The following is a 23,577-nucleotide window of genomic DNA, read 5'->3' on the forward strand; positions in this document are numbered from 1 at the left end:
GGCACACGCAAAGGGAGGTACGTCGTGCGAAACAAGATGATCGTGCCCACTGTCGCGGTCGCCGGCCTGCTGCTGGTCGGCTGTGGTTCCGACTCGGACGACTCCGACGAGAGCCGGCCGAACGACCCGTCGCAGAGCGCGCCCGACGACGCGGGCGACGACGCGGGCTCCCCGTCCGAGGACGGTTCCGGGGACGGCGCGGAGGACGGCGAGGACGGACAGGGCGACGAGAACGCCGAGGGCGGCGGCGAGGAAGGCGACGCCGAGGACGCGGACGCCGCGGCCTTCGACGCCAGAGCGCGGGAGGTCGCCGAGAGCTGGCCCGAGCCCGTGCCTCCGGCCGAGCCCGCCGAGCAACTCGCCTCGGTGACCGGCATGTTGCCGGCCGAGTCGACCAACGAGGAGCTGACCGTCGAGATCGGCCACGGCCAGTGCGACGCCGACTTCGGCGCCTGGGTGGCGGAGACCGACGAGCTGGTGATCGTGGGCGGCTGGGCCGAGGCCGACCCGTCCGTCGACATGTGCGCCGAGGTCATGGTGCTGGACGAGGCGCCCGTCGAGCTGGAGACCGAGCTGGGCGACCGGACCGTCGTCGACGCGACCACCGGCGAAGAGGTGACCGTCGCCGAGCCGGACGCCGGCTGACGGGCGGCCGTCGCCGCGTTCACCCGCACATGCCGGCGCCCGCCCTCGGTCGGGGAGGGGCGGGCGCCGGCTGTGTCCGTACCCCGTTGTACGGCACGCTCTCACCGGACGGCCGGCGGGCCGTCCGGACGGTCGGTAGGGCTCAGACCGCCAACGCGCGGTCGGTCGGCCGGACCGGGTAGGGCAGCGTGGACTGGCCGGTGAGATACCGGTCGACGCCGCGTGCCGCCGCGCGGCCCTCGGCGATCGCCCAGACGATCAGCGACTGGCCGCGCCCGGCGTCCCCGGCGACGAAGACGCCGTCGGCACTGGTCGCGTAGCTGGCGTCGCGCACGATGTTGCCCCGGCCGTCCAGTTCGAGGCCGAACTGCCGCACCAGGCCGTTCTCCTGGTCGGTGCCGGTGAAGCCCATCGCCAGCGTCACCAGCTGGGCGGGGATGCGCCGCTCGGTGCCGGCCTTCTGCTCCAGCTTGCCGTCCACGAACTCCACCTCGATCAGGTGGAGCCACTGGACGTCGCCCTCCTCGTCGCCCTCGAAGTGGGTCGTCGAGACGGAGTAGACCCGCTCGCCGCCCTCCTCGTGCGCCGAGGTCACCTTGTAGAGCATCGGGAACGTCGGCCACGGCTGGTGGGAGGGCCGCTCCTCGCCCGGGCGCGGCATGATCTCCAGCTGGGTGACGGAGGCGGCGCCCTGCCGGTGCGCGGTGCCCACGCAGTCGGCGCCGGTGTCGCCGCCGCCGATGACCACCACGTGCTTGCCCTCGGCGGAGATCGGGGCCCGGGTGAGGTCGCCCTCCCGCACCTTGTTGGCCAGCGGCAGGTACTCCATCGCCTGGTGCACGCCGTTGAGTTCGCGCCCGGGAACGGGCAGGTCGCGCGCGGCCGTCGCGCCGGCGGCGATCACCACGGCGTCGTAGCGGCGGCGGAGCTTGGCGGCGTCCACGTCGCGGCCGATCTCCACCTCGGTGCGGAACTTGGTGCCCTCGGCCCGCATCTGCTCGACGCGGCGGTTGAGGTGCCGCTTCTCCATCTTGAACTCGGGGATGCCGTACCGCAGCAGTCCCCCGATCCGGTCGGCCCGCTCGTAGACGGCGACCGTGTGCCCGGCGCGGGTCAGCTGCTGGGCCGCGGCGAGGCCCGCGGGGCCGGAGCCGATCACGGCGACGGTCTTGCCGGAGAGCCGCTCGGGCGGCTGCGGGGTGATGTCCCCGGCCTCCCACGCCTTGTCGACGATGGTCACCTCGACGTTCTTGATGGTGACCGCCGGGCGGTTGATGCCCAGCACACACGCCGACTCGCAGGGCGCGGGGCACAGCCGCCCGGTGAACTCGGGGAAGTTGTTGGTCGCGTGCAGCCGCTCGCTGGCGGCGGCCCAGTCGCCCCGGTAGGCGTAGTCGTTCCACTCGGGGATCAGGTTGCCCAGCGGACAGCCGCTGTGGCAGAACGGGACGCCGCAGTCCATGCAGCGGCCGGCCTGCTTGGTGATGACCGGCAGCAGCGAGCCGGGGACGTAGACCTCGTTCCAGTCCCTGACGCGCTCGTCGACCGGGCGGGTCTCGGCGACCTCGCGGCCGGTGGTGAGAAAGCCCTTCGGGTCAGCCATGGGTCGCCGCCTCCATCATCTTCTCGTGGGTCTCGGACTCGCTGAGTCCGGCCCGCTCGGCGGCGTCCTTGGCGGCGAGCACGGCCTTGTAGGTGGTGGGCATGATCTTGCTGAACCGGACCAGCGCGCTGTCCCAGTCCTTGAGCAGCCGGTCGGCGACGGTGGAGCCGGCCTCCTCCGCGTGGCGGCGCAGCACGTCGCGCAGCCACTCCTGATCGTCGGCCACCAACGGTTCGATCGCGACCATTCCGTGGTTGACCAGATCGGGATCGAGATCGACCACATAGGCCACGCCCCCGGACATGCCGGCCGCGAAGTTCCGCCCGGTGTCGCCGAGCACCACGGCCCGGCCGCCGGTCATGTACTCGCAGCCGTGGTCGCCGACGCCCTCGGCGACGACCGTGGCGCCCGAGTTGCGCACGCAGAACCGCTCCCCCACCCGGCCCCGCAGGAAGATCTCGCCGCCGGTCGCGCCGTAGCCGATGGTGTTCCCCGCGATGGTGGAGAACTCGGGCAGATGGTCGGCCCCCCGGTCCGGCCTGACCACGAGCCGGCCGCCGGAGAGGCCCTTGCCCACGTAGTCGTTGGCGTCGCCCTCCAGCCGCAGGGTGACCCCGCGCGGCAGGAACGCGCCGAACGACTGGCCGGCGGAGCCCGTGAAGGTGATGTCCACGGTGCCGTCCGGCAGCCCCGCCCCGCCGAAGCGGCGGGTGACCGCGTTGCCCAACATGGTGCCCACGGTGCGGTTGATGTTGCGGACGGCGACCTGCGCCCTGACCGGCTGGGCGTCTTCGGGGCGCTCGGCGGACAGCGCGTCGGCGGACAGCTTGATCAGCTCGTTGTCCAGCGCCTTCGCCAGGCCGTGGTCCTGCTCGACGACCCGCCGGCGGTGCGCGCCGTCCGGCAGCTCGGGGACGTGGAGCAGCGGCTCCAGGTCCAGGCCCTGCGCCTTCCAGTGGTCGACGGCCCGCGAGACGTCCAGCAGCTCGGCGTGGCCGACCGCCTCGTCGAGGCTGCGGAAGCCCAGCTCGGCCAGCAGCTCGCGGACCTCCTCGGCGATGAACTCGAAGAAGTTGACCACGAACTCCGGCTTGCCGGTGAACCGCTCCCGCAGCTCCGGGTTCTGCGTGGCGATCCCCACCGGGCAGGTGTCCAGGTGGCAGACGCGCATCAGCACACAGCCGGAGACCACCAGCGGCGCCGTCGCGAAGCCGTACTCCTCGGCGCCGAGCAGCGCGGCGATCAGCACGTCGCGGCCGGTCTTCAGCTGCCCGTCGGTCTGCACCACGATCCGGTCGCGCAGCCCGTTGAGCAGCAGGGTCTGCTGCGTCTCGGCGAGGCCCAGCTCCCACGGCCCGCCCGCGTGCTTCAGCGAGGTCAGCGGCGAGGCGCCGGTGCCACCGTCGTGTCCCGAGATCAGCACCACGTCGGCGTGCGCCTTGGAGACGCCGGCGGCGACGGTGCCCACGCCGACCTCGGAGACCAGCTTCACGTGGATGCGGGCCGCCGGGTTGGCGTTCTTCAGGTCGTGGATCAGCTGCGCCAGGTCCTCGATCGAGTAGATGTCGTGGTGCGGCGGCGGCGAGATCAGGCCGACGCCCGGCGTCGAGTGCCGGGTCCTGGCCACCCACGGGTAGACCTTGTGGCCGGGCAGCTGGCCGCCCTCGCCCGGCTTGGCGCCCTGCGCCATCTTGATCTGGATGTCGTCGGCGTGCACCAGGTACTCGCTGGTCACGCCGAACCGGCCGGAGGCGACCTGCTTGATCGCGCTGCGCCGCTCCGGGTCGACCAGCCGCTCCGGGTCCTCGCCGCCCTCCCCGGTGTTGGACTTGGCGCCCAGCCGGTTCATCGCGATGGCCAGCGTCTCGTGCGCCTCCCGCGAGATGGAGCCGTAGCTCATCGCGCCGGTGGAGAACCGCTTGACGATCTCGCTCACCGGCTCGACCTCGTCCAGCGGCACCGCCGGCCGCTCGCCCTCCCGCAGCCGGAACAGCCCGCGCAGCGTCATCAGCCGCTCGGCCTGCTCGTTCACCCGCGAGGTGTACTGGCGGAAGACGTCGTAGCGGCCCTCGCGCGTCGAGTGCTGGAGCCGGAAGACCGCCTCCGGGTCGAAGAGGTGCGGCTCGCCCTCGCGCCGCCACTGGTACTCGCCGCCGATCTCCAGCGTGCGGTGTGCCGGCGCCACCCCGGAGGCCGGGTAGGCGGCGGCGTGCCGGGCGGCGACCTCGCGGGCCACCACGTCGAGGTCGGCGCCGCCGATCTTGGTGGTGGTGCCGTGGAAGTAGCGGTCGACGAACGCCGCGTCCAGCCCGATCGCCTCGAAGACCTGCGCACCCCGGTAGGAGGCGACCGTGGAGATGCCCATCTTGGACATCACCTTCAGCACGCCCTTGCCGAGCGCCTTGATCAGGTTCCCGATCGCGGTCTCGGCGTCCAACCCCGGCAGATAGGTGCCCCGGCTGACCAGGTCCTCGACGGACTCCATCGCCAGGTACGGGTTGACGGCGGCGGCGCCGTAGCCGATCAGCAGCGCCACATGGTGCACCTCGCGCACGTCGCCCGCCTCCACCAGCAGCCCCACCTGGGTGCGCTGCTTGGTGCGGATCAGGTGGTGGTGCACGGTCGAGGTGAGCAGCAGCGAGGGGATCGGCGCGTGCTCGGCGTCCGAGTGCCGGTCGGAGAGCACGACGATCCGCGCGCCCTCGGCGATCGCCGCGTCGGCCTCGGCACAGATCTCGTCCAGCCGCCTGGCCAGCGCCGCGCCGCCGCCGGAGACCCGGTAGAGCCCGGAGAGCGTGGTGGAGGCGAAGTCGGGCAGCTCCTCGTCGGCGTTGATGTGGATGAGCTTGGCCAGCTCGTCGTTGTCGATCACCGGGAACGGCAGCGTCACGCTGTGGCAGGAGGCGGCGGTCGGCTCCAGCAGGTTGCCCTGGGGGCCGAGCGAGGAGAGCAGCGAGGTGACCAGCTCCTCCCGGATGGCGTCCAGCGGAGGGTTGGTGACCTGCGCGAACAGCTGGGTGAAGTAGTCGAAGATCAACCGTGGCCGGTCGGAGAGCGCGGCGATCGGGGTGTCGGTGCCCATCGAGCCGATGGGCTCGGCGCCGGTCCTCGCCATCGGGGTGAGCAGGACCCGCAGCTCCTCCTCGGTGTAGCCGAAGGTCTGCTGCCGGCGGGCGACCGAGGCGTGGGTGTGCACCACGTGCTCGCGCTGCGGCAGGTCGGCCAGGTCGATCAGGCCGTCCTCAAGCCACTCCCCGTAGGGGTGCTCGGAGGCCAGCCGCTCCTTGATCTCGTCGTCCTCGATGATCCGGTGCTCGGCGGTGTCCACCAGGAACATCCGGCCCGGCTGGAGGCGGCCCTTGCGCACCACCCTGGCGGGGTCGATGTCCAGGACGCCGACCTCGGAGGAGAGCACGACGAAGCCCTCGTCGGTGACCCAGTAGCGGCCGGGGCGCAGCCCGTTGCGGTCCAGCACGGCGCCGACCTGGACGCCGTCGGTGAAGGTCACGCAGGCCGGGCCGTCCCAGGGCTCCATCAGCGTGGAGTGGTACTGGTAGAACGCCCGCCTGGCGGGGTCCATCGACGGGTGGTTCTCCCACGCCTCGGGGACCATCATCAGCACCGCGTGCGGCAGCGAGCGCCCGCCGAGGTGCAGCAGCTCCAGCACCTCGTCGAACGTCGCGGAGTCCGACGCCTCGGGCGTGCAGACCGGGAAGACCCGCGACAGCCGCTCCGGGTCGCCGAAGAGGCCGGTGGCCAGCTGCGACTCCCGGGCGCGCATCCAGTTGCGGTTGCCCTGGACGGTGTTGATCTCGCCGTTGTGCGCCACGAAGCGGTACGGGTGGGCGAGCGGCCAGGACGGGAAGGTGTTGGTGGAGAACCGCGAGTGGACCAGTGCGACGGCACTGGTCAGGCGGCGGTCGGAGAGGTCCGGGTAGAACGGCTCCAGCTGCCCGGTGGTCAGCATCCCCTTGTAGACCAGCGTCCGGCTGGAGAGCGAGGGGAAGTAGACCCCGGCCTCGCGCTCGGCGCGCTTGCGCAGCGCGAAGGCGATCCGGTCCAGCTCGATGCCGGTGCGGCCGTCCCGCCCGTCGGCGACGAAGAGCTGCCGGAACGTCGGCATCGTCGCGCGGGCCGCCGCGCCCAGCAGCTGCGGGGCGGTCGGCACCTCGCGCCAGCCGACGACGGTCAGCCCCTCCTCGGCGGTGATCTCCTCGACCCGGGCGACGGCGGTGGCCAGCTCGGCCTCGTCGGTGGGGAGGAACGCCATGCCCACGGCGTAGCCGCCGGCGACCGGCAGCGCGAAGGAGACGTTCTCCCGGAGGAAGGCGTCCGGGATCTGGAGGAGGATGCCGGCGCCGTCGCCGGTGTCCGGGTCCGAGCCGGTGGCCCCACGGTGTTCGAGATTGCGCAGGACGGCGAGTGCCTGGTCGACCAGCTGATGGCTGGGCTCGCCGGTGAGGGTGGCGACGAAGCCGACGCCACACGCGTCGTGCTCCTGGCGCGGGTCGTACATCCCCTGCTTGACCGGGTGGGACGCAGAACGCATCGGCTCTCCCGTCGTCGTCTTGGTCGCTGTGACTTACGAGGGACGACGTTGGCCCTGGCGTTCGTTAATTTTTCGTGCAGATTACACGATGACCCGATTCCCGGGAAGCGGATAGCACAGTCCACGATACGGACTTCTGCGTGTGTGGTAGCGACGTTATGGGCCGTTTCGGGCCTCGTGGTCGCTGGGTGCCGAAGGACGCCGATGTCCTGAGGGCGTACTGGCACATGCCCGCCGTCAACGAAGTGAAACCCACGGGAAACAAGCGGACCTGCCGAAGGCCCCGAATGCCCCGAACAGGTCAACGCCGCCCGGAGGGTACCGGGCGGCGTCGGCGGGGGTCGAGGTCCGGGGGCTACTTCTCGGTGGCGGCCTTGACGCTCTTCTCCTCGTCGGCCTTCCCGCCCTCGGCCTTCCCCTCGTCCTCGGCCTTCTCGTCGCCGGCCTTCTCGTCGGCGGTCCGGGAGCCGGTCGCGGCGGGGGCGGCGCCGTCGGCCGCCTCCGCGTCCGCGCTCTTGCCGAGCCCCTTGCCCCGGCCGACACCCCCGGAGCCGGCGCTCCCCGACTCGTCGCCCTCGCCCTCGGCCTCGGCGCCGCGCGGCTCGCCCGCGCCCCTCGGCTCGGCGGACTCCTCGGCCTCCGGGGCCGTCGGGTCGTCCGGCGCGGGCTCCACGTTCTCCTCGCGGCCGGGGTGGCGGCGGGCGGAGATCACCATGTAGGCGACGGCGCCCAGGAAGACGGCGATGGAGGTCCAGTTGTTGAGCCGCAGCCCGAGGAACTCGTGGGCCTCGTCGATCCGCAGGTACTCGATCCAGAACCGGCCCACCGTGTACGCCGCGACATAGAGCGCGAACGAACGCCCGTGGCCGAGCCGGAAGCGGCGGTCGGCCCAGATGACCAGCACGCCGACGCCCACGCACCACAGCGACTCGTACAGGAAGGTGGGGTGGAAGGTGCCGGTGTCCAGACCGTTGTCGATCTCCACGGCCCAGGGGAGGTCGGTCTCGCGCCCGTACAGCTCCTGGTTGAACCAGTTGCCCCAGCGGCCGATGGCCTGGGCGAACGCGATCCCCGGCGCGATCGCGTCCGCCATCGGCGGCAGCGCGATCCCCCGGCGGCGGCAGGCGATCCACGCGCCCAGCGCCCCACCGGCGATCGCGCCCCAGATGCCGATGCCGCCGTCCCAGATCTTGAAGGCGTCGACCGGGTCGCGGCCCTCGTCGAAGTACAGCTGGTAATCGGTGACCACGTGGTAGATCCGCGCCCCGATCAGGCCGAACGGCACCGCCCAGACGGCGATGTCGGCGACGGTGCCCGGCTGCCCGCCCCGCTGCGTCCACCGCCGGCCGCCCAGCCAGATGGCGAGGAAGACGCCGATGATGATGCATACCGCGTAGCCACGCAGCGGCAGCGGCCCCAGCTCGATCTCGCTGGTGCCCGGACTGGGGATTGAGGCAAGGATCTCCATGGTGCAGCCGACGCTACCACCGGGCCGCGCGCGGGGGCTGAACTAGCCCGCCCCGTACGCCTGAACGCACCCGCGAGGACCCGCCGAGGGTCAGCCGGCCGTCCCCGTCACGCTGTCGCGGAGGAACTCCGGCGTCAGCGGGTCGCCGCCCTGGCCCATTCGCTCGCCGTCGAGCAGCACCGTCGGGGTCGCGTTGAAGTCGCCGTCCAGGAAGTCCGCGTTGGAGCGGCTGGCCCAGTCGTCGTGGGTGCCGTCCTGGACGCAGGAGCGGAACGTCTCGTTGTCCAGCGCGTCGATGTCCCTGGCCAGGTCGATCAGCCGGGACTTGTCGGCGAACGCGTCGTCCGTCTCGGCCGGCTGGTTCTGAAAGAGCAGGTCGTGGTACTCGGGGAAGGCCCCCTGGTCACGGGCGCAGGCAGCGGCGTTGGCCGCGTAGCGGGAGCCGTTGCCCCGCATGTTGCCGTCGATGATGGTGACCAGGTGGTAGTCGACGCGCAGCTGGCCGGACCCGGTCAGCTCGTCGATCGTCGAGCGGAAGGCGTTCTCGAACTGCGCGCAGGCGGGACAGCGGAAGTCCTCGTAGACCGTCAGCACCGCCGGCGCCTCGCGCTCGCCCACGGAGATGGGCTCGGCGGCGGGGCCCGCGTTGTCGTCGTCGCTGCCGCTGCCGGCCGCCAGGAAGCCGGCCCCGGCGGCGATGGCCAGGACCAGCGCGGCGATGCCGCCGATCTTCACCAGCCGCAGCCGCCGCTCTCCGGCGCGCTGCCGTTCGCGTTCCTCCCGCAGTCGCTCCCTGGCGCTGCGCTGTGCCTCTCGATTCCGTGCGCTCACCCCTGGCCAAACGACACCGGGGCGGCCAGGACACGCCCCGGAACGGGCGCATCCGGCTGGGCCCTCCGGTGACGCGGGATGGTTCGTCTCGTTTGTCCCGGTGTGAGATCTCCGAGCATTGAGCCAGCGGGCGTGCGGCAGCCGCCCAGAGAACCCCTCGGTACGCGGGTGGAGGCGGTGGAGCCACCGGTGCCCGAGCCGCCGGACGCCGGGTGGCGCGGGGAGTGCGTGGCGGCGGCGGTCGCCGCCGTGCTCTTCGCCGCCTCGGCGGTGATCGGCACGGCGCTCAACGACGGCGACCGGCTGCGCCTCCAGTCGCCGCCGCTGCTGGCCAGCTGGGCGCCGCACGTGGGCCCCGGCACCGTGCCGGCGCTGCTGCTGGCCGGGCTCGGGGTGCTCTACGGGCCGGCGCTGGCGCGGCGGCTGCCGTGGCGCTGGCTGCTGGCGGCCAGCTGGGCGGGGTCGATGGGCTGGCTGCTGACGCTGGCCTGGATCGACGGCTGGTACCGGGGAGTGGTCAACAACCTGGAGACCAAGCACGAGTATCTGCGTTCGGTCGGCGAGGTCAACGCGATGCCGGGGTGGGGGCACTTCCTCGACGGGTTCGTCGCGCGCATCCCGATCGACGCGGTGGACAACTGGCCCGCGCACGTGGCGGGGCACCCGCCGGGCGCCACGTTGACGTTCGCGCTGCTGGACCGGGTCGGGCTGCACGGCGGGATCTGGGCGTCGATGTTCTGCGTGGTGTGGGCGGCGACCATCCCGGCCGCCGTGCTGCTGACGGTGCGGCTGCTCTCCGGGGAGCGGCTCGCGCGGCGGGCGGCGCCGTTCCTGGTGCTGGCGCCGGCGGCGGTCTGGCTGGGGGTCTCGGCCGACGCGTACTTCGCGGCGGTCGCCGCGTGGGCGCTGGCCCTGCTGGCGCTGGCGGGGCGCGGGGTGCGGAACGGTCCCGGGTGGCGCTGGCGGGGGGCGGCCCTCGGCTCCGGGCTGCTCTTCGGGCTGCTGTGCTACCTGTCCTACGGGCTGACGCTGATGGCGCTGGTCGGCGTCGCGGTGCTGGCGCTGACCAGGACATGGCGGCCGGTGCCCTATGTGCTGCTGGGGGTGGCGGCCTGGGTGGCGGTCTTCACGGCGGGCGGCTTCTGGTGGTACGAGGGGTACACGGTGCTGGTGGACCGCTACTTCGCGGGCGCCGGCGGGCAACGCCCCTACGGTTACTTCGTCTGGGCGAACCTCGCCGCCCAGGTGTTGACGGTGGGGCTGGCGACGGCGGCGGCGCTGTGGCAGTGGGGCCCCCGACTAACCGGGGCGCTGCGGGAGTTGGCGCCGGGCCGGCCGGCGGTGCGCGGGTACCGGGCGCTGGTGGTGCTGTCGGGCGCGGCGCTGGGCGCGCTGCTGGTGGCCGACCTGTCGGGGATGAGCAAGGCGGAGACGGAGCGGATCTGGCTGCCGTTCGTGATGTGGCTGCTGCCGCTGACGGCGCTGCTGCCGCCCAGGCGCGCGCGGTGGTGGCTGGCCGCGCAGGTGGTGATGGCGCTGCTGGTCAACCACCTCTACCGAACCACCTGGTAGACCAGTGGCCCCCGGCCCGCCGGAGGGTCGTCCCCGGCCCGCCGGGGCGGACCGGGGTCTTCGGGGTCAGCCCCGGCGCAACGCGAGGAACGCGCGGGACCCGGCCGTCCAGTGGGCGACCGGGTCCCAGCCGGCGACCTCCGCGTGGGAGCAGAGCGCCCGGGCGCCGACCACGGCCCAGGGGAACGCGGGGCTGGTGCCGCCCCTGCCGTTGTCGAGCCAGGCCAGAAAGCGCTCGTCCACCTCGGCGCCGGCCGCCTCCACCAGCAGCAGGCCGCCGGGCGTGGCGAGTTGCCCCAGGCGGCGGAGCAGCGTCGGCGGGTCGCCGCCGATGCCCACGTTGCCGTCCATCAGCAGCAGGCTGTCCCAGCCGCCCTCGTCGGGGAGCGCGTCGAAGACGGAGGCGTGCAGCGCGATCCCGCCGTGGTCGCGGGTGTGCCGCACGGCCGCCCACGCGGTGTCGATGCCGAGCGCCCTGGCGGCCCGCCCGGTCAGCGCCGCCACCATGCGGCCGGGGCCGCAGCCCACGTCGAGCACGGTGCCCACGCAGCGGTCGAGCACGGTGCGGTCGGCGGCGTCGGGGCGGGCGCACCAGCGCTCGACCTCCAGGCGCAGCCGGTGGCCGTCGGCGCGGCGCAGGAAGAGCGGGCCCCGGCCGGCGCGCAGCGCCAGCGTGTAGGGGTCGGTCGACCAGGCGGTCGTGGTCGCGGCCGTCGTCGTCATCGGCTCCGGCCCCCCGCCACCGGCCCGGGCGCCAGCCGCGCGTGGGCGGCGGCGAACCGGCCGCCCGGCCGCGCGGCGGCGACCTCGGCCGCGTCGGCGGCCGTGTCGACGTCGCGCAGCGGCGGCAGGGCGCGCACGTCGAGGCCGGCCTCGCGCAGCCGCCGCCGCTGGAGGCGGCCGGTGTCGGGCGTCGACATCGGCACGCCGAGCACCAGGTCGGGGCGCGGCTCGGCGAAGCCGAGCGCCCAGAAACCGCCGTCCTCGGCGGGGCCGAACCAGGCACGCCCCGGCGGCCAGCTGTCGGAGCCGGTGGCCGGGGCCAGCAGCCCCGGGGTCAGCTGCGGTGTGTCCATGCCCACCAACAGGGTGGGCCCGGTACACCCGGCGAACGCCGCCGCGATCCGTTCGTCGAGGCCGCCGCCGCACTGCGGCACCACCGCGTAGCCGGGCGGCAGCCAGGGCCCGGTGCGGCCCTGGAGCACCAGCACCCGGCGGGACGCGGGGACCCGCAGCAGCGTGGCGAGGGTGTCGGCGAGCGCGGCCTCGGCGAGAGCCGCCGCCTCCTCGGGGGTGAACGGCGGCGTCAGCCGGGTCTTGACCCGCCCGGGGACGGGTTCCTTGGCGATGACCAGCAGCGTGGGGCCGGCCGGCGAAGTGCTCACTTCAGTACCTCCCGCATGTCGTGCACGGCGTGCCAGGTCCCGCGCCAGGTGCCGGTCACCTTGGAGGCGCCGACGCGGGGCCGGTAGGGCACCTCGGTCTCCACCACCCGCCAGCCGGCGTCGACGGCGCCCACCACCATCTGGAGCGGGTAGCCGCTGCGCCTATCGGTCAGGTCCAGGGCCAGCAGGGGCTCCCTGCGGGCGACCCGCATCGGCCCGAGGTCGCGCAGGCGCAGCCCGGTGCGGCGGCGCACCAGCCGGGAGAGCGCCTGGTTGCCGACCCTGGCGTGCAGCGGCCAGGCGCCCCGGTCGGTCGGGCGGCGGCGGGCCAGCACCAGGTCGGCCTCGCCGCGTGCCACCGGGGCGGCGACCCGCGGCAGTTCGCCCGGGTCGAGGGTGGCGTCGCAGTCGCAGAACGCCACCAGCTCGGCGGTGGCGGCCAGCAGCCCGGCGTGGCAGGCGGCGCCGAAGCCGCGGCGCGGCTCGAACACCACGTGGGCTCCCAGCCGTTCGGCGATCCGCGCGGAGCCGTCGGTCGAGCCGTTGTCGACCACGACGGCCCGCCAGCCCTCGGGGACCCGGTCGAGGACCCACGGCAGGGCCTCGGCCTCGTTCAGGCAGGGCAGCACCAGGTCGCCCTGCGGGGATGAATGGTTGGTCACCCGGCACACCCTACGAAGACATACGCCGTATACCTGGACAACACCGCTGATAAAACCCGGCGTTCGATTCCCCGCGTCGCGGTCGGCGCCCTCCGGGCATCCCTCGGCGCGCGGCGGGCGCACGCGTGCCGGGGAGTGTGGCCCGCCGCCCGGGGCGGGTGGGGGACGCGTGGGCCAACGCGCCGGCCGCGCCACTCGAAGCGGTGGTTTTTCTCCCCCGGAACGACGCCCGGACCGGTGACCGACATGAAAATCCCACCCCCGCCGGGTGGTTCACGGCCGGCGGGGGTGGGCGGGGAGCTGAGGGCTCAGACGGCGCGCAGCGGGGCGTTCGCGAAGCGGGTCACGCCCTCCTCGAACTCGACCCGGGGCGACCAGTTCAGCTCCTTGTGGAGCCGGGCCGAGGAGGCGGTGATGTGGCGCACGTCCCCCAGCCGGAAGTCGCCGGTGACCTGGGGCGCCGGGCCGCCGCGCGCCGCCGACAGCGCGGCGGCCAGCTCGCCGACGGTGTGCGGCTGCCCGCTGCCGGTGTTGTAGGCGCGCACGCTGCCGGCGCGCCGGTCGGCGAGGGCGGCCAGCGCCACCGCGTTGGCCCTGGCGACGTCCGTGACATGGACGAAGTCCCGCCGCTGCGCGCCGTCTTCGAAGACCCGCGGCGGCTCGCCCGCCTCAAGCGCGGAACGGAAGAACGCCGCGACCCCCGCGTAGGGCGTGTCGCGCGGCATCCGGTCGCCGTAGACGTTGTGGTAGCGCAGCACGGTCGCCCGCCCGCCGACGTCCCGCGCCCACGCCGACGCCAGGTTCTCCTGGGCCAGCTTGGTGGCGGCGTAGACGCTGCGCGGGTCGACCGGCTCGTCCTCCTCGACCAGCCCCGGCACCAGCGGCGCGCCGCACTCGGGACACGGCGGCTCGAAGCGCCCCACGTCCAGGTCGGCTACCCGGCGCGGCCCCGGCCTGACCTGGCCGTGCCGCAGGCAGTCGTAACGGCCCTCGCCGTAGACCACCATCGAGCCGGCCAGCAGCAGGTCGCGCACCCCGGCGTCGACCATCGCCGCCAGCAGCCCCGCTGTGCCCAGGTCGTTGACGGCGACATACTCGGGCGCGTCCGAGAAGTCCTTGCCGAGACCGACCATGGCGGCCTGGTGGCAGACCGCCTCCATCCCCGGCAGCGCGCGGGCCAGCGCCTGCGGGTCGCGGATGTCCGCGCGGACCCAGGGGACTTGCTCGAAGGGCTCGCCCGGCACGGGCGGCCGGATGTCGAGCACCGTCGGCTCGTGGCCGGCGGCCAGCAACTCTTCCACGATGTGCGAGCCGATGAAACCGGCTCCTCCGGTGACCAGTACACGCATAACGGTCACGCTAGGCCCTTGTCGGGCGATACCGGCGGATCTCCGCGCACCGCGCGCGAGTCGACCGCCGGCCGGGCGAACTCCCCGGCGCCACGGGCGACTCGACGGCACCGGCGCGCGGAACGGTCCCGCAGCGCCGGCGCGCGGCGCGGTCCGGCGCGCGCCCGGGGCGCGCGCTCCGCCGTCAGCGCTCGGTCAGGTCGACCGCCGGCTGCTCCCAGGGGACGCTCAGCCAGGGGCTCTCCGGATCGGTCGTCAGGATGCGGAAGACGTCGACCATCTCCGTGTACCAGTCGCCGAACTCCTCGCTGTCGAAGTGCAGACAGCGCCCCAGCACATAGCCGGCGGCGAACTCGCCCCAGGAGTCGTAGACCTGGCGCGCCCCCTCGCCGGCCCGCAGCACCGCCTGCTCCGTCTCGTTCAGCTCCGCGAAACGCGCCCCCAGGCCCCAACGCGCCATGCAGGAGGCCCGCCCCATGTCCCAGGCGAGGACGGAACGCACGCAGCCGTCGTCGGTCAGCAGCCCGTCGGCGCGGAACCGCGACTCGTACCGCAGCACCTGGCCGATCAGCTCGTGGGCCAGCGCGATGTCGGCGTCCAGGTCGAACTCGGGCGGCCGGCCGGTGCGGTCCACCACCTCGGCGGTGCGGGAGAGCAACACCCGCTCGGCCGCCTCCCGCCAGGCCACCGGGTTCGGCGTCGTCCCGTACTCCTGCACCATCGCCTGCCGCACCCGCAGCACGAACTCCCAGGCGGGCGAGATCACCTGACCGCCCAGCAGCCGTCGCAGTATCCCCTGCCACTGCGCCCTGCTCCCCACGCCCCACCAGGAGCGCAGCAGCTCCTTCTCCTCGGTGTAGCCGCCGCCCTGCCAGCCCATGTGGTTCCAGATGGCCGCGTTGTTGACCATCAGCAGCGCGCCGCAGGCCAGACCGTGTGCCATCGGGCCGCCGCGGTGCCCCGTCCAGAGCGTCTTCAGCTGACGCTCCTCGGCGCCGTGCTTCGCCTGCCGCTTCCACTTGCGCGGCTCGGCGGGCAGCAGCGTCTCCACCGGGGTGCCGGGGTTGACCGCGAGCCAACGCGCCGGACGCGGCCAGTACTTGGCGAGGTCGGCCAGCGACGAACGCTCGAAGACCCCGTCGTCGGCGGGCGTCGGCAGCATCCCCCGCGTGAAGACGGGCAGGCACAGCCCCTTGACCTCCGGGTGGTGGAACGGGCTGAACCGCAGCCGTCCCGGCACCGCGTCCGCCAGCTCGCGCGACGTGGGCAGAAAGAGGTCGGTGCCCGCCACAACCTCGAAGTACGCCGGCCAGTCCGCCTGGAGTCCCGCCTGGTAGAGCCGCTCCTCCACGGTGGTCGGCGGCTGCCAGGCTATGTCCTCCGTGGTCCCCTCGATCCCCATGGAGCGACTGTACCGGTCGGCCCCGACGGAGGGGTTCACGCCACCGCGCGCCTCAGCGCCCGGAGCGCACGCCCCGCGCCAACTCGCCGGCCAGGGCGCGCAGTCGTGTCAGCGCGCCGGCCTCGTCGCCCTCGTGGTCGAGCACCACCTTGACGAAGGCGGATCCGACGATCACCCCGTCCGCGAACCCGGCGACCTGCGCCGCCTGCGCCTCGCTGGAGACTCCGAGGCCGACGCAGACCGGGAGCTCGGTGGTGGCCCTGGTCCGCTCGACCAGGGTGGCCGCCTGGGCGCTGACGGCCGCCCGGCCGCCGGTGACGCCCATCAGGGAGGCGGCGTAGACGAAGCCGCTGCCGGCCGCCGTGATGGTGGCCAGCCGCTCGTCCCTGCTGCTCGGCGCGACCACGAACACCGTGGCGAGGGCGTGCTGTTCGGCCGCCTTCCGCCAGGCGTCCGACTCCTCGACCGGCAGATCGGGCAGGATGCACCCGGCGCCGCCCGCCTCGGCCAGCTCCGCGGCGAAACGCTCGGGGCCGTAGCGGTCCACCGGGTTCCAGTAGGTCATCACCAGCACCGGGACACCCGTCGCCGCGTGCACCTCGCGCACCGTGCGCAGCACGTCGGCGATCCGCACCCCGCCGCGCAGCGCGATGTCGTCGGCGGTCTGGATCACCGGGCCGTCGAGCACCGGGTCGCTGTGCGGCAGCCCGATCTCGACGATGTCGCAGCCGCCCTCCACCATGGCGGTCGCGGCGCGCACCGCGCCGTCCACCGTGGGGAAGCCGGCCGGGTAGTAGCCCACCAGCGCGGCGCGGCCGGCCGCGGCCGTGTCGGCCAGTGTGGCGCTCAGCAGGTCGAGTCGTCCGCCTGCCGCCTGCTGCTCGCTCACCGGTCGTTCTCCTCGCCGTCGTAGAGCCCGAAGTACCGGGCGGCGGTGTCCATGTCCTTGTCGCCGCGGCCCGAGAGGTTGACCACCAGCACGGCCTCCGGGCCCAGCTCGCGGCCGAGGTCGAGCGCGCCGGCCAGCGCGTGGGCCGACTCGATGGCCGGAATGATGCCCTCGGTGCGGGAGAGCAGCCGCAGCGCCTCCATCGCCTGGGCGTCGGTGACCGGGCGGTACTCGCCCCGCCCGCTCGCCTTGAGGTGGGCGTGCTCCGGGCCGATGCCCGGGTAGTCGAGGCCGGCGGAGATCGAGTACGGCTCGGTGATCTGGCCCTCGTCGTCCTGGAGGACGAACGAGCGCGAGCCGTGCAGGATGCCGGGCTCGCCCGCGGTCAGTGTCGCCGCGTGCTCCCCGGACTCCACGCCGTGGCCGGCCGCCTCGCAGCCGACCAGCCGCACGCCGGCGTCGGCCACGAACGGGTGGAAGAGGCCGATGGCGTTGGAGCCGCCGCCCACGCAGGCCACCACGGCGTCGGGCAGCCGCCCGACCCGTTCCAGGATCTGCCGCCTGGCCTCGACGCCGATCACCCGGTGGAAGTCCCGCACCAGCGCGGGGAACGGGTGCGGCCCGGCCGCGGTGCCGAAGAGGTAGTGGGTCTCGTCGACGGTGGCCACCCACTCGCGGAACGCCTCGTTGATGGCGTCCTTCAGGGTGCGGCTCCCCGAGGAGACGGCGATCACCTCGGCGCCCAGCATCCGCATCCGGGCGACGTTGAGCGCCTGACGCTCGGTGTCGATCTCCCCCATGTAGATGGTGCACTCCAGGCCGAAGAGCGCGCAGGCGGTCGCGGTGGCGACGCCGTGCTGCCCGGCGCCGGTCTCGGCGATCACCCGGGTCTTGCCCATCCGGCGGGTCAGAAGGGCCTGGCCCAGCACGTTGTTGATCTTGTGGGAGCCGGTGTGGTTGAGGTCCTCGCGCTTGAGGAAGACCCGCGCGCCACCGGCGTGCCCGGCGAACCGGGGCACCTCGGTCAGCGGGCTGGGGCGGCCGGCGTAGTTGACCATCAGGTCGTCCAGCTCGGCGACGAAGGCGGGGTCGTTCCTCGCCTTCTCGTAGGCGTCGGCGACCTCGTCCATGGCGGCCCGCAGGGCCTCCGGGACGAAGGTGCCGCCGAAGGCACCGAAGTACCCGCGGGCGTCGGGCACCTCGCCCTCGTGGTCGGGATGGAAGTACTCGGCGGACATGGGTGGATCTGCCTTCCGGGACAGCGCGCGACCTGGGGAGGCGCGCGAAGCGAGACGGAACGAAAGCGAAAGGGGAACCCCGTGGCGCGCCCGCGGCGCTCGGCGGGACGCCGGAGCGCGCGGTGGCGCGGGAGGGGGCGCGGGAACGGCGCGGCGCCGTTCAACGGGGCGTGCGCGTCGCGCGTCCCCCGACGACGGAGGGCGCCCGACGGGCGGGGGCCGGTCAGGCCCCGGGGGCGGCCTGCCATCGGCGACCGCTGATCTGACCCGGCTCGCAGCCGATGTGGTAGCGCACCCGACGGCCGAGCACCCGGCGCGCGGGCCCGCGCGGACCGCGCGGTCGCGCGCCCCTGGCGCCGCGCACCGCTATCCGCCCGACCGCGCGGTCGCGGCGGTCTCGGGGCGGCGCGGGAACGCGCTCGGCGGAGGGGACGGCGGACACGCTCTCTCAGCGCCCCTGCCGCAGGGCGGGGTGGGCACCGGCGGCGACCAGGTCGGCGACCGCCGTGCGCGGGTCGCGGCCGGTCACCAGGGACTCGCCGACCAGCACGGCGTCGGCGCCCTCGTTGGCGTAGGCGATCAGGTCGTGCGGACCGCGCACCCCGGACTCGGCGACCCGGACGATCCCCTCGGGGATCTCGGGCGCCACCCGCTCGAAGGTCGACCTGTCGACCTGGAGGGTGCGCAGGTCCCGCGCGTTCACCCCGATGATCCGGGCGCCGGCGTCCACCGCGCGCTCCAGCTCGTCCTCGTCGTGCACCTCGACCAGGGGCGTCAGGCCGATCGACTCGGCGCGCTCCACGAGCGAGACCAACGCCGGCTGGTCCAGCGCGGCGACGATCAGCAGCACCAGGTCGGCGCCGTGCGCGCGGGCCTCCCACAGCTGGTAGGAGGTGACGACGAAGTCCTTGCGCAGCACCGGGATGTCCACCCGGGCGCGCACCTCGGCGAGGTCGGCGAGCGAGCCGCCGAAGCGGCGGCGCTCGGTCAGCACGGAGATGGCGGCGGCGCCGCCCGCCTCGTAGTCGGCGGCGAGGCCGGCCGGGTCGGCGATCGCGGCCAGCGCGCCCTTGGAGGGGCTGGAGCGCTTGACCTCGCAGATGACGGTGACGCTGTCCCCCTTGAGGGCGGCCACCCCGTCCTTCGCCGGGGGGGCCTCGGCTGCGCGCTCCTTGAGCTGGTCAAGGGAGACCTGCGCCTGCCGCTCTGCGAGGTCGGCGCGGACTCCCTCGATGATCTCGTCGAGCACACTCACGCGACCGGCCCCTTCCTGTCGGTGTGGGGAGAGCAATCCCCACCGATAGTATCCGCCCCCCGCCGCCCCCTCACCACCCGCCCACGCAGAACGCAGGGACCTGCATCCACCTCACGAACTCCCTGGTCAGAGCGGTATGCGCGGCTGCTTCCCACCGGTGCCCACGGCGGTCGCCGGCGGCGGTGGTCCCTGTCGGCGTCCCTGTCGGCCGGGGTGGGTCGCCGCCCTCGCCCCCGCGTGGTCCCCGCGCCGAGAACGCGCCCCGTACCCCGCGGCAGCCGCCACCCGCTACCCGCCCGGTGTGAGGAACGCGCCGGGCGGGGCGTTGCGCAGCAGCGTGAACGCCGTCACCAGGGCGAGCGCGCCCCACCCCGCCGACGCGGGGAGGGCCACCCGCCGCGAGATCCCGGCCAACGCCGCGACCAGCCAGCCCAGCAGCCCGAGCCCCACGAGCACCGCCGCCGCGACCACCAGCGCGTTGGCGTGCCACGCCACCGACCACTCCGCGTGCGCCAGCGCGTGCACCGCCCGCAGCCCGCCGCACCCCGGGCAGTGCAGGCCGAACCCGGTCAGCAGCGGGCAGGGCGGGAAACTCCCCGCCCGCGTCGGGTCCCTGAGCACCACGCAACTGACCGCCGCGCCCAGCAGGGCGACGGCGGCCAGTGGTGCTCTCGCGTCGAGAAGTCGCTGTCGTTGCCGCATGTGACCAGTCTCACCACCGCCGCGACACCGCGCGTGCGGAAGTGGGCCGGTCGGCGGCCCCGCTCAGCCGGCGGCGGCCGGCGTCGCCGGCTCGACGGCCGGCGCGGGCTCAGCCGCGACGGCCGGCTTCGCGACCCGCGCCGGGGCCGGCTGCTGGCCGAGGCCCATGGCCCGCATCACGAGGCCGACCACGGCGGCGAGCACCAGCACGACACCGCTGGCCGCGACGCCCCACGGCTGGGCGACGACGGTGAAGTAGCTGCCGAGGCAGAACCCGATGAAGGCGATGGTCACCGCCGTCCAGGCGGCAGGGGTGTGTCCGTGGTCGTGCTGACCCGACATGTGCGCTCCTCCGGAAAGAAAAGGTGCCGGGCGCTCACGTCCCGCGCCCCCCACCATTGTGGCAGGCCGTTCCCGGCGTGACGGGTGGGGTGCGTCACCCCGTGCCCCGGGGCCGGAACGCCGGGCGGCGCCGGCCGTTCAGGTGGGGTCCTCGCCCCGGTCCAGCGCCCGCCAGATGTCCTCGGGCCGCTCGGGGTCCTCGCCGCCGCGACCGCCGCGCCGGCCTCGTGCCTCACGGCCGCCGCGCTCGTAGCGGCTGGACATGGCCGGCCACTGCCGGCCGTAGCTCAGCGCCAACAGGCCGGCGCAGAGCAGCAGCAGTCCGCCCAGCGCGGAGAACCAGGGCCAGCCGGTGTGGCTCACGGAGGTCACCGCCACGTCCGAGACGCCCATCGCCTCGACCGCCGCGCGGTCCAGCGCCTCCGAGTCGCCGTAGCCCAGCAGCGCGGCGGCGATCGACCCGGCGCCGCTGAGCGCCAGCACGGAGGCCACCACGTAACGGCCGGTGCCGCGCACCGCGAAGACCGCGACCAGCGCGGCGAGGCCGACCAGCGCCAACGCGCTAGGCAGCCCCGAGACCGCGCTTCCGCTGGCCGTCACCGGCAGCTCGGCGCCGCCTCCCTGGGCATCCCCCTCGCCCCAGGTCTGGCCGGCGGAGACCAGCACGACGGCTGCCCCGGACGCGCCGCTCAGCAGCGCCGCGCCGAGTGCGCGGCGCGACACCCTGGCGCTGTCGGACGGGTTTCGGCTCACGCTTCCACGCTACCGCGCAACCTCCCGGCCGTGGCCACCGCCCTGAGCACGGCCGCCGCCTTGTTGGCGCACTCGGTGTCCTCGGCGACCGGATCGGAGTCGGCGACCACCCCGGCGCCTGCCTGCACATGGGCCACTCCGTCCCGCAGCACGGCGGTGCGGATGGCGATCGCGGTGTCCGCGTCGCCCGCGAAGTCGAGATAGCCGACGCAGCCGCCGTAGACACCGCGCCGGGTCGGCTCCAGCTCCTCGATGATCTCCATGGCGCGCGGCTTCGGCGCCCCCGAGAGCGTGCCGGCCGGGAAGCAGGCGGTGAGCGCGTCGAACGCGGTGCGGTCGTCGGCCAGTTGTCCCGTGACCGTGGAGACGATGTGCATCACGTGGCTGTACCGCTCGACCGACATGAAGTCGACGACCTCGACGGTGCCGGGCACCGAGACCCGGCCGAGGTCGTTGCGCCCGAGGTCGACCAGCATCAGGTGCTCGGCGCGCTCCTTGGGGTCGGCCAGCAGCTCGGCGCCGAGCGCCGCGTCCTCGCCCGGGGTCGCGCCGCGCGGCCTGGTGCCCGCGATGGGGTGCAGCATGGCGCGCCCCTCGGTCACCTTCACCAGCGCCTCGGGGCTGGAGCCGACCACGTCGAAGCCGCTCTCCCCCGCCTCGCCGGCGAACCGGAAGAGATACATGTAGGGGCTCGGGTTGGTGGTGCGCAGCACCCGGTAGACATCCAACGCGCCGGCGGCGCACGGCGTCTCGAACCGCTGGGAGGGCACCACCTGGAACGCGTCGCCCGCCCGCACGTACTCCTTCACCGTCTCGACGGCGCTCCGGTAGCGCTCCCCGCCGAACCTGGCGGTGAACGGCGGCAGCTCGCTCGGCGGCAGCTCGACGGCGCTCATCGCGACCGGACGCGTCAGGTCGGCCGCCATGGCGTCGAGCCGCGCCACCGCGTCCGCGTGCACCTCGGCGAGCCGCTCCTCGTCGTCGCCGAGCGGCAGGTCGCTGAACGCGTTGGCGATCAGCAGCACCGTGCCGTCGCGGTGGTCGAGCACCGCGAGGTCGGAGGCGAGGAGCATCGTCAGCTCGGGCAGCCGCAGGTCGTCCACCGTGTCGTCGCCGATGGACTCCAGCCGGCGCACCACGTCGTAGCCGAGGTAGCCCACCATCCCCCCGGTGAACGGCGGCAGCTCGGGATCGCGCGGCGTGTGCAGCACCCGCAGCGTCTCCCGCAGCACCGTCAGCGGGTCTCCCTCCACCGGCACCCCCGCGGGCGGCCCGCCGACCCAGTGCGCCTGCCCGTCACGCACGGTGAGGGTGGCCGCGCTGCGCACGCCGACGAAGGAGTAACGGGACCAGGTACGGCCGTTCTCCGCCGACTCCAGCAGGAACGTGCCGGGCCGGCCGGCGGCCAGCTTGCGGTACAGGCCGACCGGGGTGTCGCCGTCGGCGAGGAGGCGGCGGGTCACCGGGATGACCCGGCGTTCCTTGGCGAGCACCCGGAAGCGGTCGATGTCCTCAGTGGTCATGGCCGTTGAGCCTAGGCGACACCTCTGACACCGGGCGACCCTCGGTCGGAACCGGTGTGCCCGAGCCGCCGGTCAGGGGGTCTGCGCGCCCTCGCCCAGGGGCAGTTCGTCGGCGTCGAAGCAGGTGCGGTCCCCGGTGTGGCAGGCGGCGCCGACCTGGTCGACCCTGACCAGCACGGTGTCCCCGTCGCAGTCCAGGGCCACGGACCTGACGTGCTGCACATGGCCCGAGGTGTCGCCCTTGGCCCAGTACTCCCGCCGGCTGCGGCTGTAGTAGGTGCAGCGGCCGGTGACCAGGGTGCGGCGCAGGGCCTCGTCGTCCATCCAGCCGAGCATCAGCACCTCTCCGGTGTCGTACTGCTGGGCGATGGCGGGAAAGAGCCCGTCGGCGTTCCGCTTGAGGCGCGCGGCGATCTCGGGGGCGAGCCGAGGGGACTGGGTGCGGGACATGCCCCCATTCTGCCTCGCGCCCGGGGGCGCGACGGGCGCCACCGTTCGGTTACGCTGCGTTGTCAGTGGGAGGTCATACCCTGGGGTCATGTCTACCCATGCCAAGCGTGAACGCCTGCTGCTCGCCGATCTGTTGGAGTCCGCCGGGCCGGACGCCCCCACCCTGTGCGAGGGGTGGACCGCCCGGGACCTGGCCGCGCACCTCGTGGTGCGGGAGCGCCGCGCCGAGGGGATCGGCGGGCTCGTGATCAAGCCGCTGGCCGCCAGGGGCGAGCGGGTGCGGGACGAGTTCGCCGCCCGCCCGTACGACGAGTTGATCCAGATGTTCAGGTCCGGTCCCTCGAAGGTCTCGCCGTTCTCGCTGAAGCAGGTCGACGAGGCGGCGAACACGGTGGAGTTCTTCGTCCACGGCGAGGACGTCCGCAGGACCGGGCTGGAGTGGAAGCCCCGCTCGCTGGACCCGGTCTTCGCCGACGCGCTGTGGCGCCGGCTGGAGTCCTCGGCCCGGATGCTCGGCCGTCGCAGCCCGGTCGGCCTGGTGCTGCGCCGGCCCAACGGGCAGACGGCCGTGGCGCACAAGGGCACCCCGGTCGTGACGGTGACCGGGGAGCCGGGCGAGCTGCTGCTGTTCGCCTTCGGGCGGCAGCGGGTCGCGAAGGTCGAGTTCGACGGCGAGGAGGAGGCGGTGGAGCGCGCCAGGGAGGCGAAGCTCGGCCTGGCCTGAGCCCCCCGCCCCCGCCCGCCGGCGCGCCCGGGCGCGCCGGCGGGCGGGGGCTTCGGGACGTCGGAGCCTCGGGCCGTCAGGCGCCGACCCGGGCGCAGAGGTCGTCGACCCCGCCCGCGACCCGCGTGACGGTGCGATAGCCGTCGGGGTCGATCTCCAGGGTGAACAGGCCGTCGACGGTGTAGAGGCCGCGGCCCAGGTTGCCGCCGTTCTCCGCGACGCCGACCAGCACGGG

At 74.1% G+C, this 23,577-nt stretch carries 21 protein-coding genes; 3 read left to right on the forward strand and 18 right to left on the reverse strand.

Annotated elements, in window-relative coordinates:
- Nucleotides 1-24: 24 nt before the first annotated feature.
- Nucleotides 25-645, forward strand: a complete 621-nt coding sequence (locus FH715_RS15525; RefSeq protein WP_139645608.1) for a hypothetical protein — start codon at nucleotides 25-27, stop codon at nucleotides 643-645.
- A gap of 142 nt (nucleotides 646-787) precedes the next feature.
- Here the strand turns inward: FH715_RS15525 and FH715_RS15530 are convergent, their stop codons facing one another.
- The 4 genes from FH715_RS15530 to FH715_RS15545 all read right to left on the reverse strand — a co-directional run bounded on the left by FH715_RS15530 (nucleotide 788) and on the right by FH715_RS15545 (nucleotide 9,096).
- A complete protein-coding gene (locus tag FH715_RS15530; RefSeq protein ID WP_139645609.1) occupies nucleotides 788-2,248 on the reverse strand; it encodes a glutamate synthase subunit beta in 1,461 nt (486 codons plus the stop codon).
- On the reverse strand, nucleotides 2,241-6,797 hold the full coding sequence (gene gltB / locus FH715_RS15535; protein ID WP_139645611.1) for a glutamate synthase large subunit: 4,557 nt from the start codon (nucleotides 6,795-6,797) through the stop codon (nucleotides 2,241-2,243). The genes FH715_RS15530 and gltB overlap by 8 nt, the downstream gene beginning before the upstream one ends.
- 355 nt (nucleotides 6,798-7,152) lie before the next feature.
- Nucleotides 7,153-8,265: a prolipoprotein diacylglyceryl transferase gene (gene lgt / locus FH715_RS15540; RefSeq protein WP_139645613.1), complete on the reverse strand. Its 1,113-nt coding sequence runs from the start codon at nucleotides 8,263-8,265 to the stop codon at nucleotides 7,153-7,155.
- 90 nt (nucleotides 8,266-8,355) lie between these two features.
- Entirely contained in the window at nucleotides 8,356-9,096 is a 741-nt protein-coding gene (locus tag FH715_RS15545) for a DsbA family protein (protein ID WP_170184736.1), read from the reverse strand.
- A 78-nt stretch (nucleotides 9,097-9,174) separates the two neighbouring features.
- Here FH715_RS15545 and FH715_RS15550 point away from each other — a divergent pair, with 78 nt between their 5' ends.
- Entirely contained in the window at nucleotides 9,175-10,668 is a 1,494-nt protein-coding gene (locus FH715_RS15550; protein WP_425472719.1) for a hypothetical protein, read from the forward strand.
- A gap of 66 nt (nucleotides 10,669-10,734) precedes the next feature.
- Here FH715_RS15550 and FH715_RS15555 read toward each other — a convergent pair whose 3' ends face one another.
- The 14 genes from FH715_RS15555 to hisI all read right to left on the reverse strand — a co-directional run bounded on the left by FH715_RS15555 (nucleotide 10,735) and on the right by hisI (nucleotide 22,618).
- Nucleotides 10,735-11,391, reverse strand: a complete 657-nt coding sequence (locus FH715_RS15555; RefSeq protein ID WP_139645615.1) for a class I SAM-dependent methyltransferase — start codon at nucleotides 11,389-11,391, stop codon at nucleotides 10,735-10,737.
- Nucleotides 11,388-12,053, reverse strand: a complete 666-nt coding sequence (locus tag FH715_RS15560) for a TIGR04282 family arsenosugar biosynthesis glycosyltransferase (RefSeq protein ID WP_246108761.1) — start codon at nucleotides 12,051-12,053, stop codon at nucleotides 11,388-11,390. Before FH715_RS15560 ends, FH715_RS15555 begins: the two co-directional genes overlap by 4 nt.
- Nucleotides 12,050-12,724, reverse strand: coding sequence for a glycosyltransferase family 2 protein (locus FH715_RS15565; protein WP_139645617.1), 675 nt, complete (start codon nucleotides 12,722-12,724; stop codon nucleotides 12,050-12,052). Before FH715_RS15565 ends, FH715_RS15560 begins: the two co-directional genes overlap by 4 nt.
- A gap of 299 nt (nucleotides 12,725-13,023) precedes the next feature.
- Nucleotides 13,024-14,064: an NAD-dependent epimerase/dehydratase family protein gene (locus FH715_RS15570; RefSeq protein WP_139645619.1), complete on the reverse strand. Its 1,041-nt coding sequence runs from the start codon at nucleotides 14,062-14,064 to the stop codon at nucleotides 13,024-13,026.
- A gap of 184 nt (nucleotides 14,065-14,248) precedes the next feature.
- Nucleotides 14,249-15,466, reverse strand: a complete 1,218-nt coding sequence (locus FH715_RS15575) for a DUF1266 domain-containing protein (protein ID WP_139645621.1) — start codon at nucleotides 15,464-15,466, stop codon at nucleotides 14,249-14,251.
- 52 nt (nucleotides 15,467-15,518) lie between these two features.
- Nucleotides 15,519-16,355: a tryptophan synthase subunit alpha gene (gene trpA / locus FH715_RS15580; RefSeq protein WP_139645623.1), complete on the reverse strand. Its 837-nt coding sequence runs from the start codon at nucleotides 16,353-16,355 to the stop codon at nucleotides 15,519-15,521.
- Nucleotides 16,352-17,593: a tryptophan synthase subunit beta gene (trpB, locus tag FH715_RS15585; RefSeq protein WP_139645624.1), complete on the reverse strand. Its 1,242-nt coding sequence runs from the start codon at nucleotides 17,591-17,593 to the stop codon at nucleotides 16,352-16,354. Before trpB ends, trpA begins: the two co-directional genes overlap by 4 nt.
- A gap of 223 nt (nucleotides 17,594-17,816) precedes the next feature.
- Nucleotides 17,817-18,035 (reverse strand): tryptophan biosynthesis modulator TrpM, encoded by a 219-nt coding sequence (gene trpM / locus FH715_RS29545; RefSeq protein WP_139645626.1) that lies wholly within the window; start codon nucleotides 18,033-18,035, stop codon nucleotides 17,817-17,819.
- 6 nt (nucleotides 18,036-18,041) lie between these two features.
- A complete protein-coding gene (trpC, locus tag FH715_RS15595; RefSeq protein WP_139645628.1) occupies nucleotides 18,042-18,848 on the reverse strand; it encodes an indole-3-glycerol phosphate synthase TrpC in 807 nt (268 codons plus the stop codon).
- A 288-nt stretch (nucleotides 18,849-19,136) separates the two neighbouring features.
- On the reverse strand, nucleotides 19,137-19,550 hold the full coding sequence (locus FH715_RS15600) for a DUF2752 domain-containing protein (RefSeq protein WP_139645631.1): 414 nt from the start codon (nucleotides 19,548-19,550) through the stop codon (nucleotides 19,137-19,139).
- Nucleotides 19,551-19,613: 63 nt separating this feature from the next.
- The gene (locus FH715_RS15605; RefSeq protein WP_139645633.1) at nucleotides 19,614-19,892 is read right to left on the reverse strand and encodes an HGxxPAAW family protein; all 279 of its coding nucleotides are present in this window, start codon (nucleotides 19,890-19,892) and stop codon (nucleotides 19,614-19,616) included.
- Between the two features lie 138 nt (nucleotides 19,893-20,030).
- On the reverse strand, nucleotides 20,031-20,645 hold the full coding sequence (locus FH715_RS15610; RefSeq protein WP_139645635.1) for a TIGR02234 family membrane protein: 615 nt from the start codon (nucleotides 20,643-20,645) through the stop codon (nucleotides 20,031-20,033).
- The gene (locus tag FH715_RS15615; RefSeq protein WP_139645637.1) at nucleotides 20,642-22,168 is read right to left on the reverse strand and encodes an anthranilate synthase component I; all 1,527 of its coding nucleotides are present in this window, start codon (nucleotides 22,166-22,168) and stop codon (nucleotides 20,642-20,644) included. Before FH715_RS15615 ends, FH715_RS15610 begins: the two co-directional genes overlap by 4 nt.
- 72 nt (nucleotides 22,169-22,240) lie before the next feature.
- Entirely contained in the window at nucleotides 22,241-22,618 is a 378-nt protein-coding gene (gene hisI, locus FH715_RS15620; RefSeq protein ID WP_139645639.1) for a phosphoribosyl-AMP cyclohydrolase, read from the reverse strand.
- An 88-nt stretch (nucleotides 22,619-22,706) separates the two neighbouring features.
- Here hisI and FH715_RS15625 point away from each other — a divergent pair, with 88 nt between their 5' ends.
- Nucleotides 22,707-23,342: a TIGR03085 family metal-binding protein gene (locus FH715_RS15625; protein ID WP_139645641.1), complete on the forward strand. Its 636-nt coding sequence runs from the start codon at nucleotides 22,707-22,709 to the stop codon at nucleotides 23,340-23,342.
- Nucleotides 23,343-23,577: the final 235 nt, after the last annotated feature.

It is taken from the genome of Streptomyces sedi (genome assembly GCF_006335015.1).
Lineage (GTDB): Bacteria > Actinomycetota > Actinomycetes > Streptomycetales > Streptomycetaceae > Streptomyces > Streptomyces sedi.

What these genes read in the sequence shown, in the direction of transcription:
- FH715_RS15530 (WP_139645609.1), bottom strand. Translation starts at nt 2,248, where the DNA reads ATGGCTGACCCGAAGGGCTTTCTCACCACCGGCCGCGAGGTCGCCGAG.
- gltB (WP_139645611.1), bottom strand. Translation starts at nt 6,797, where the DNA reads ATGCGTTCTGCGTCCCACCCGGTCAAGCAGGGGATGTACGACCCGCGC.
- lgt (WP_139645613.1), bottom strand. Translation starts at nt 8,265, where the DNA reads ATGGAGATCCTTGCCTCAATCCCCAGTCCGGGCACCAGCGAGATCGAG.
- FH715_RS15550 (WP_425472719.1), top strand. Translation starts at nt 9,175, where the DNA reads ATGGTTCGTCTCGTTTGTCCCGGTGTGAGATCTCCGAGCATTGAGCCA.
- FH715_RS15555 (WP_139645615.1), bottom strand. Translation starts at nt 11,391, where the DNA reads ATGACGACGACGGCCGCGACCACGACCGCCTGGTCGACCGACCCCTAC.
- FH715_RS15570 (WP_139645619.1), bottom strand. Translation starts at nt 14,064, where the DNA reads ATGCGTGTACTGGTCACCGGAGGAGCCGGTTTCATCGGCTCGCACATC.
- FH715_RS15575 (WP_139645621.1), bottom strand. Translation starts at nt 15,466, where the DNA reads ATGGGGATCGAGGGGACCACGGAGGACATAGCCTGGCAGCCGCCGACC.
- trpB (WP_139645624.1), bottom strand. Translation starts at nt 17,593, where the DNA reads ATGTCCGCCGAGTACTTCCATCCCGACCACGAGGGCGAGGTGCCCGAC.
- FH715_RS15600 (WP_139645631.1), bottom strand. Translation starts at nt 19,550, where the DNA reads ATGCGGCAACGACAGCGACTTCTCGACGCGAGAGCACCACTGGCCGCC.
- FH715_RS15605 (WP_139645633.1), bottom strand. Translation starts at nt 19,892, where the DNA reads ATGTCGGGTCAGCACGACCACGGACACACCCCTGCCGCCTGGACGGCG.
- FH715_RS15615 (WP_139645637.1), bottom strand. Translation starts at nt 22,168, where the DNA reads ATGACCACTGAGGACATCGACCGCTTCCGGGTGCTCGCCAAGGAACGC.
- hisI (WP_139645639.1), bottom strand. Translation starts at nt 22,618, where the DNA reads ATGTCCCGCACCCAGTCCCCTCGGCTCGCCCCCGAGATCGCCGCGCGC.
- FH715_RS15625 (WP_139645641.1), top strand. Translation starts at nt 22,707, where the DNA reads ATGTCTACCCATGCCAAGCGTGAACGCCTGCTGCTCGCCGATCTGTTG.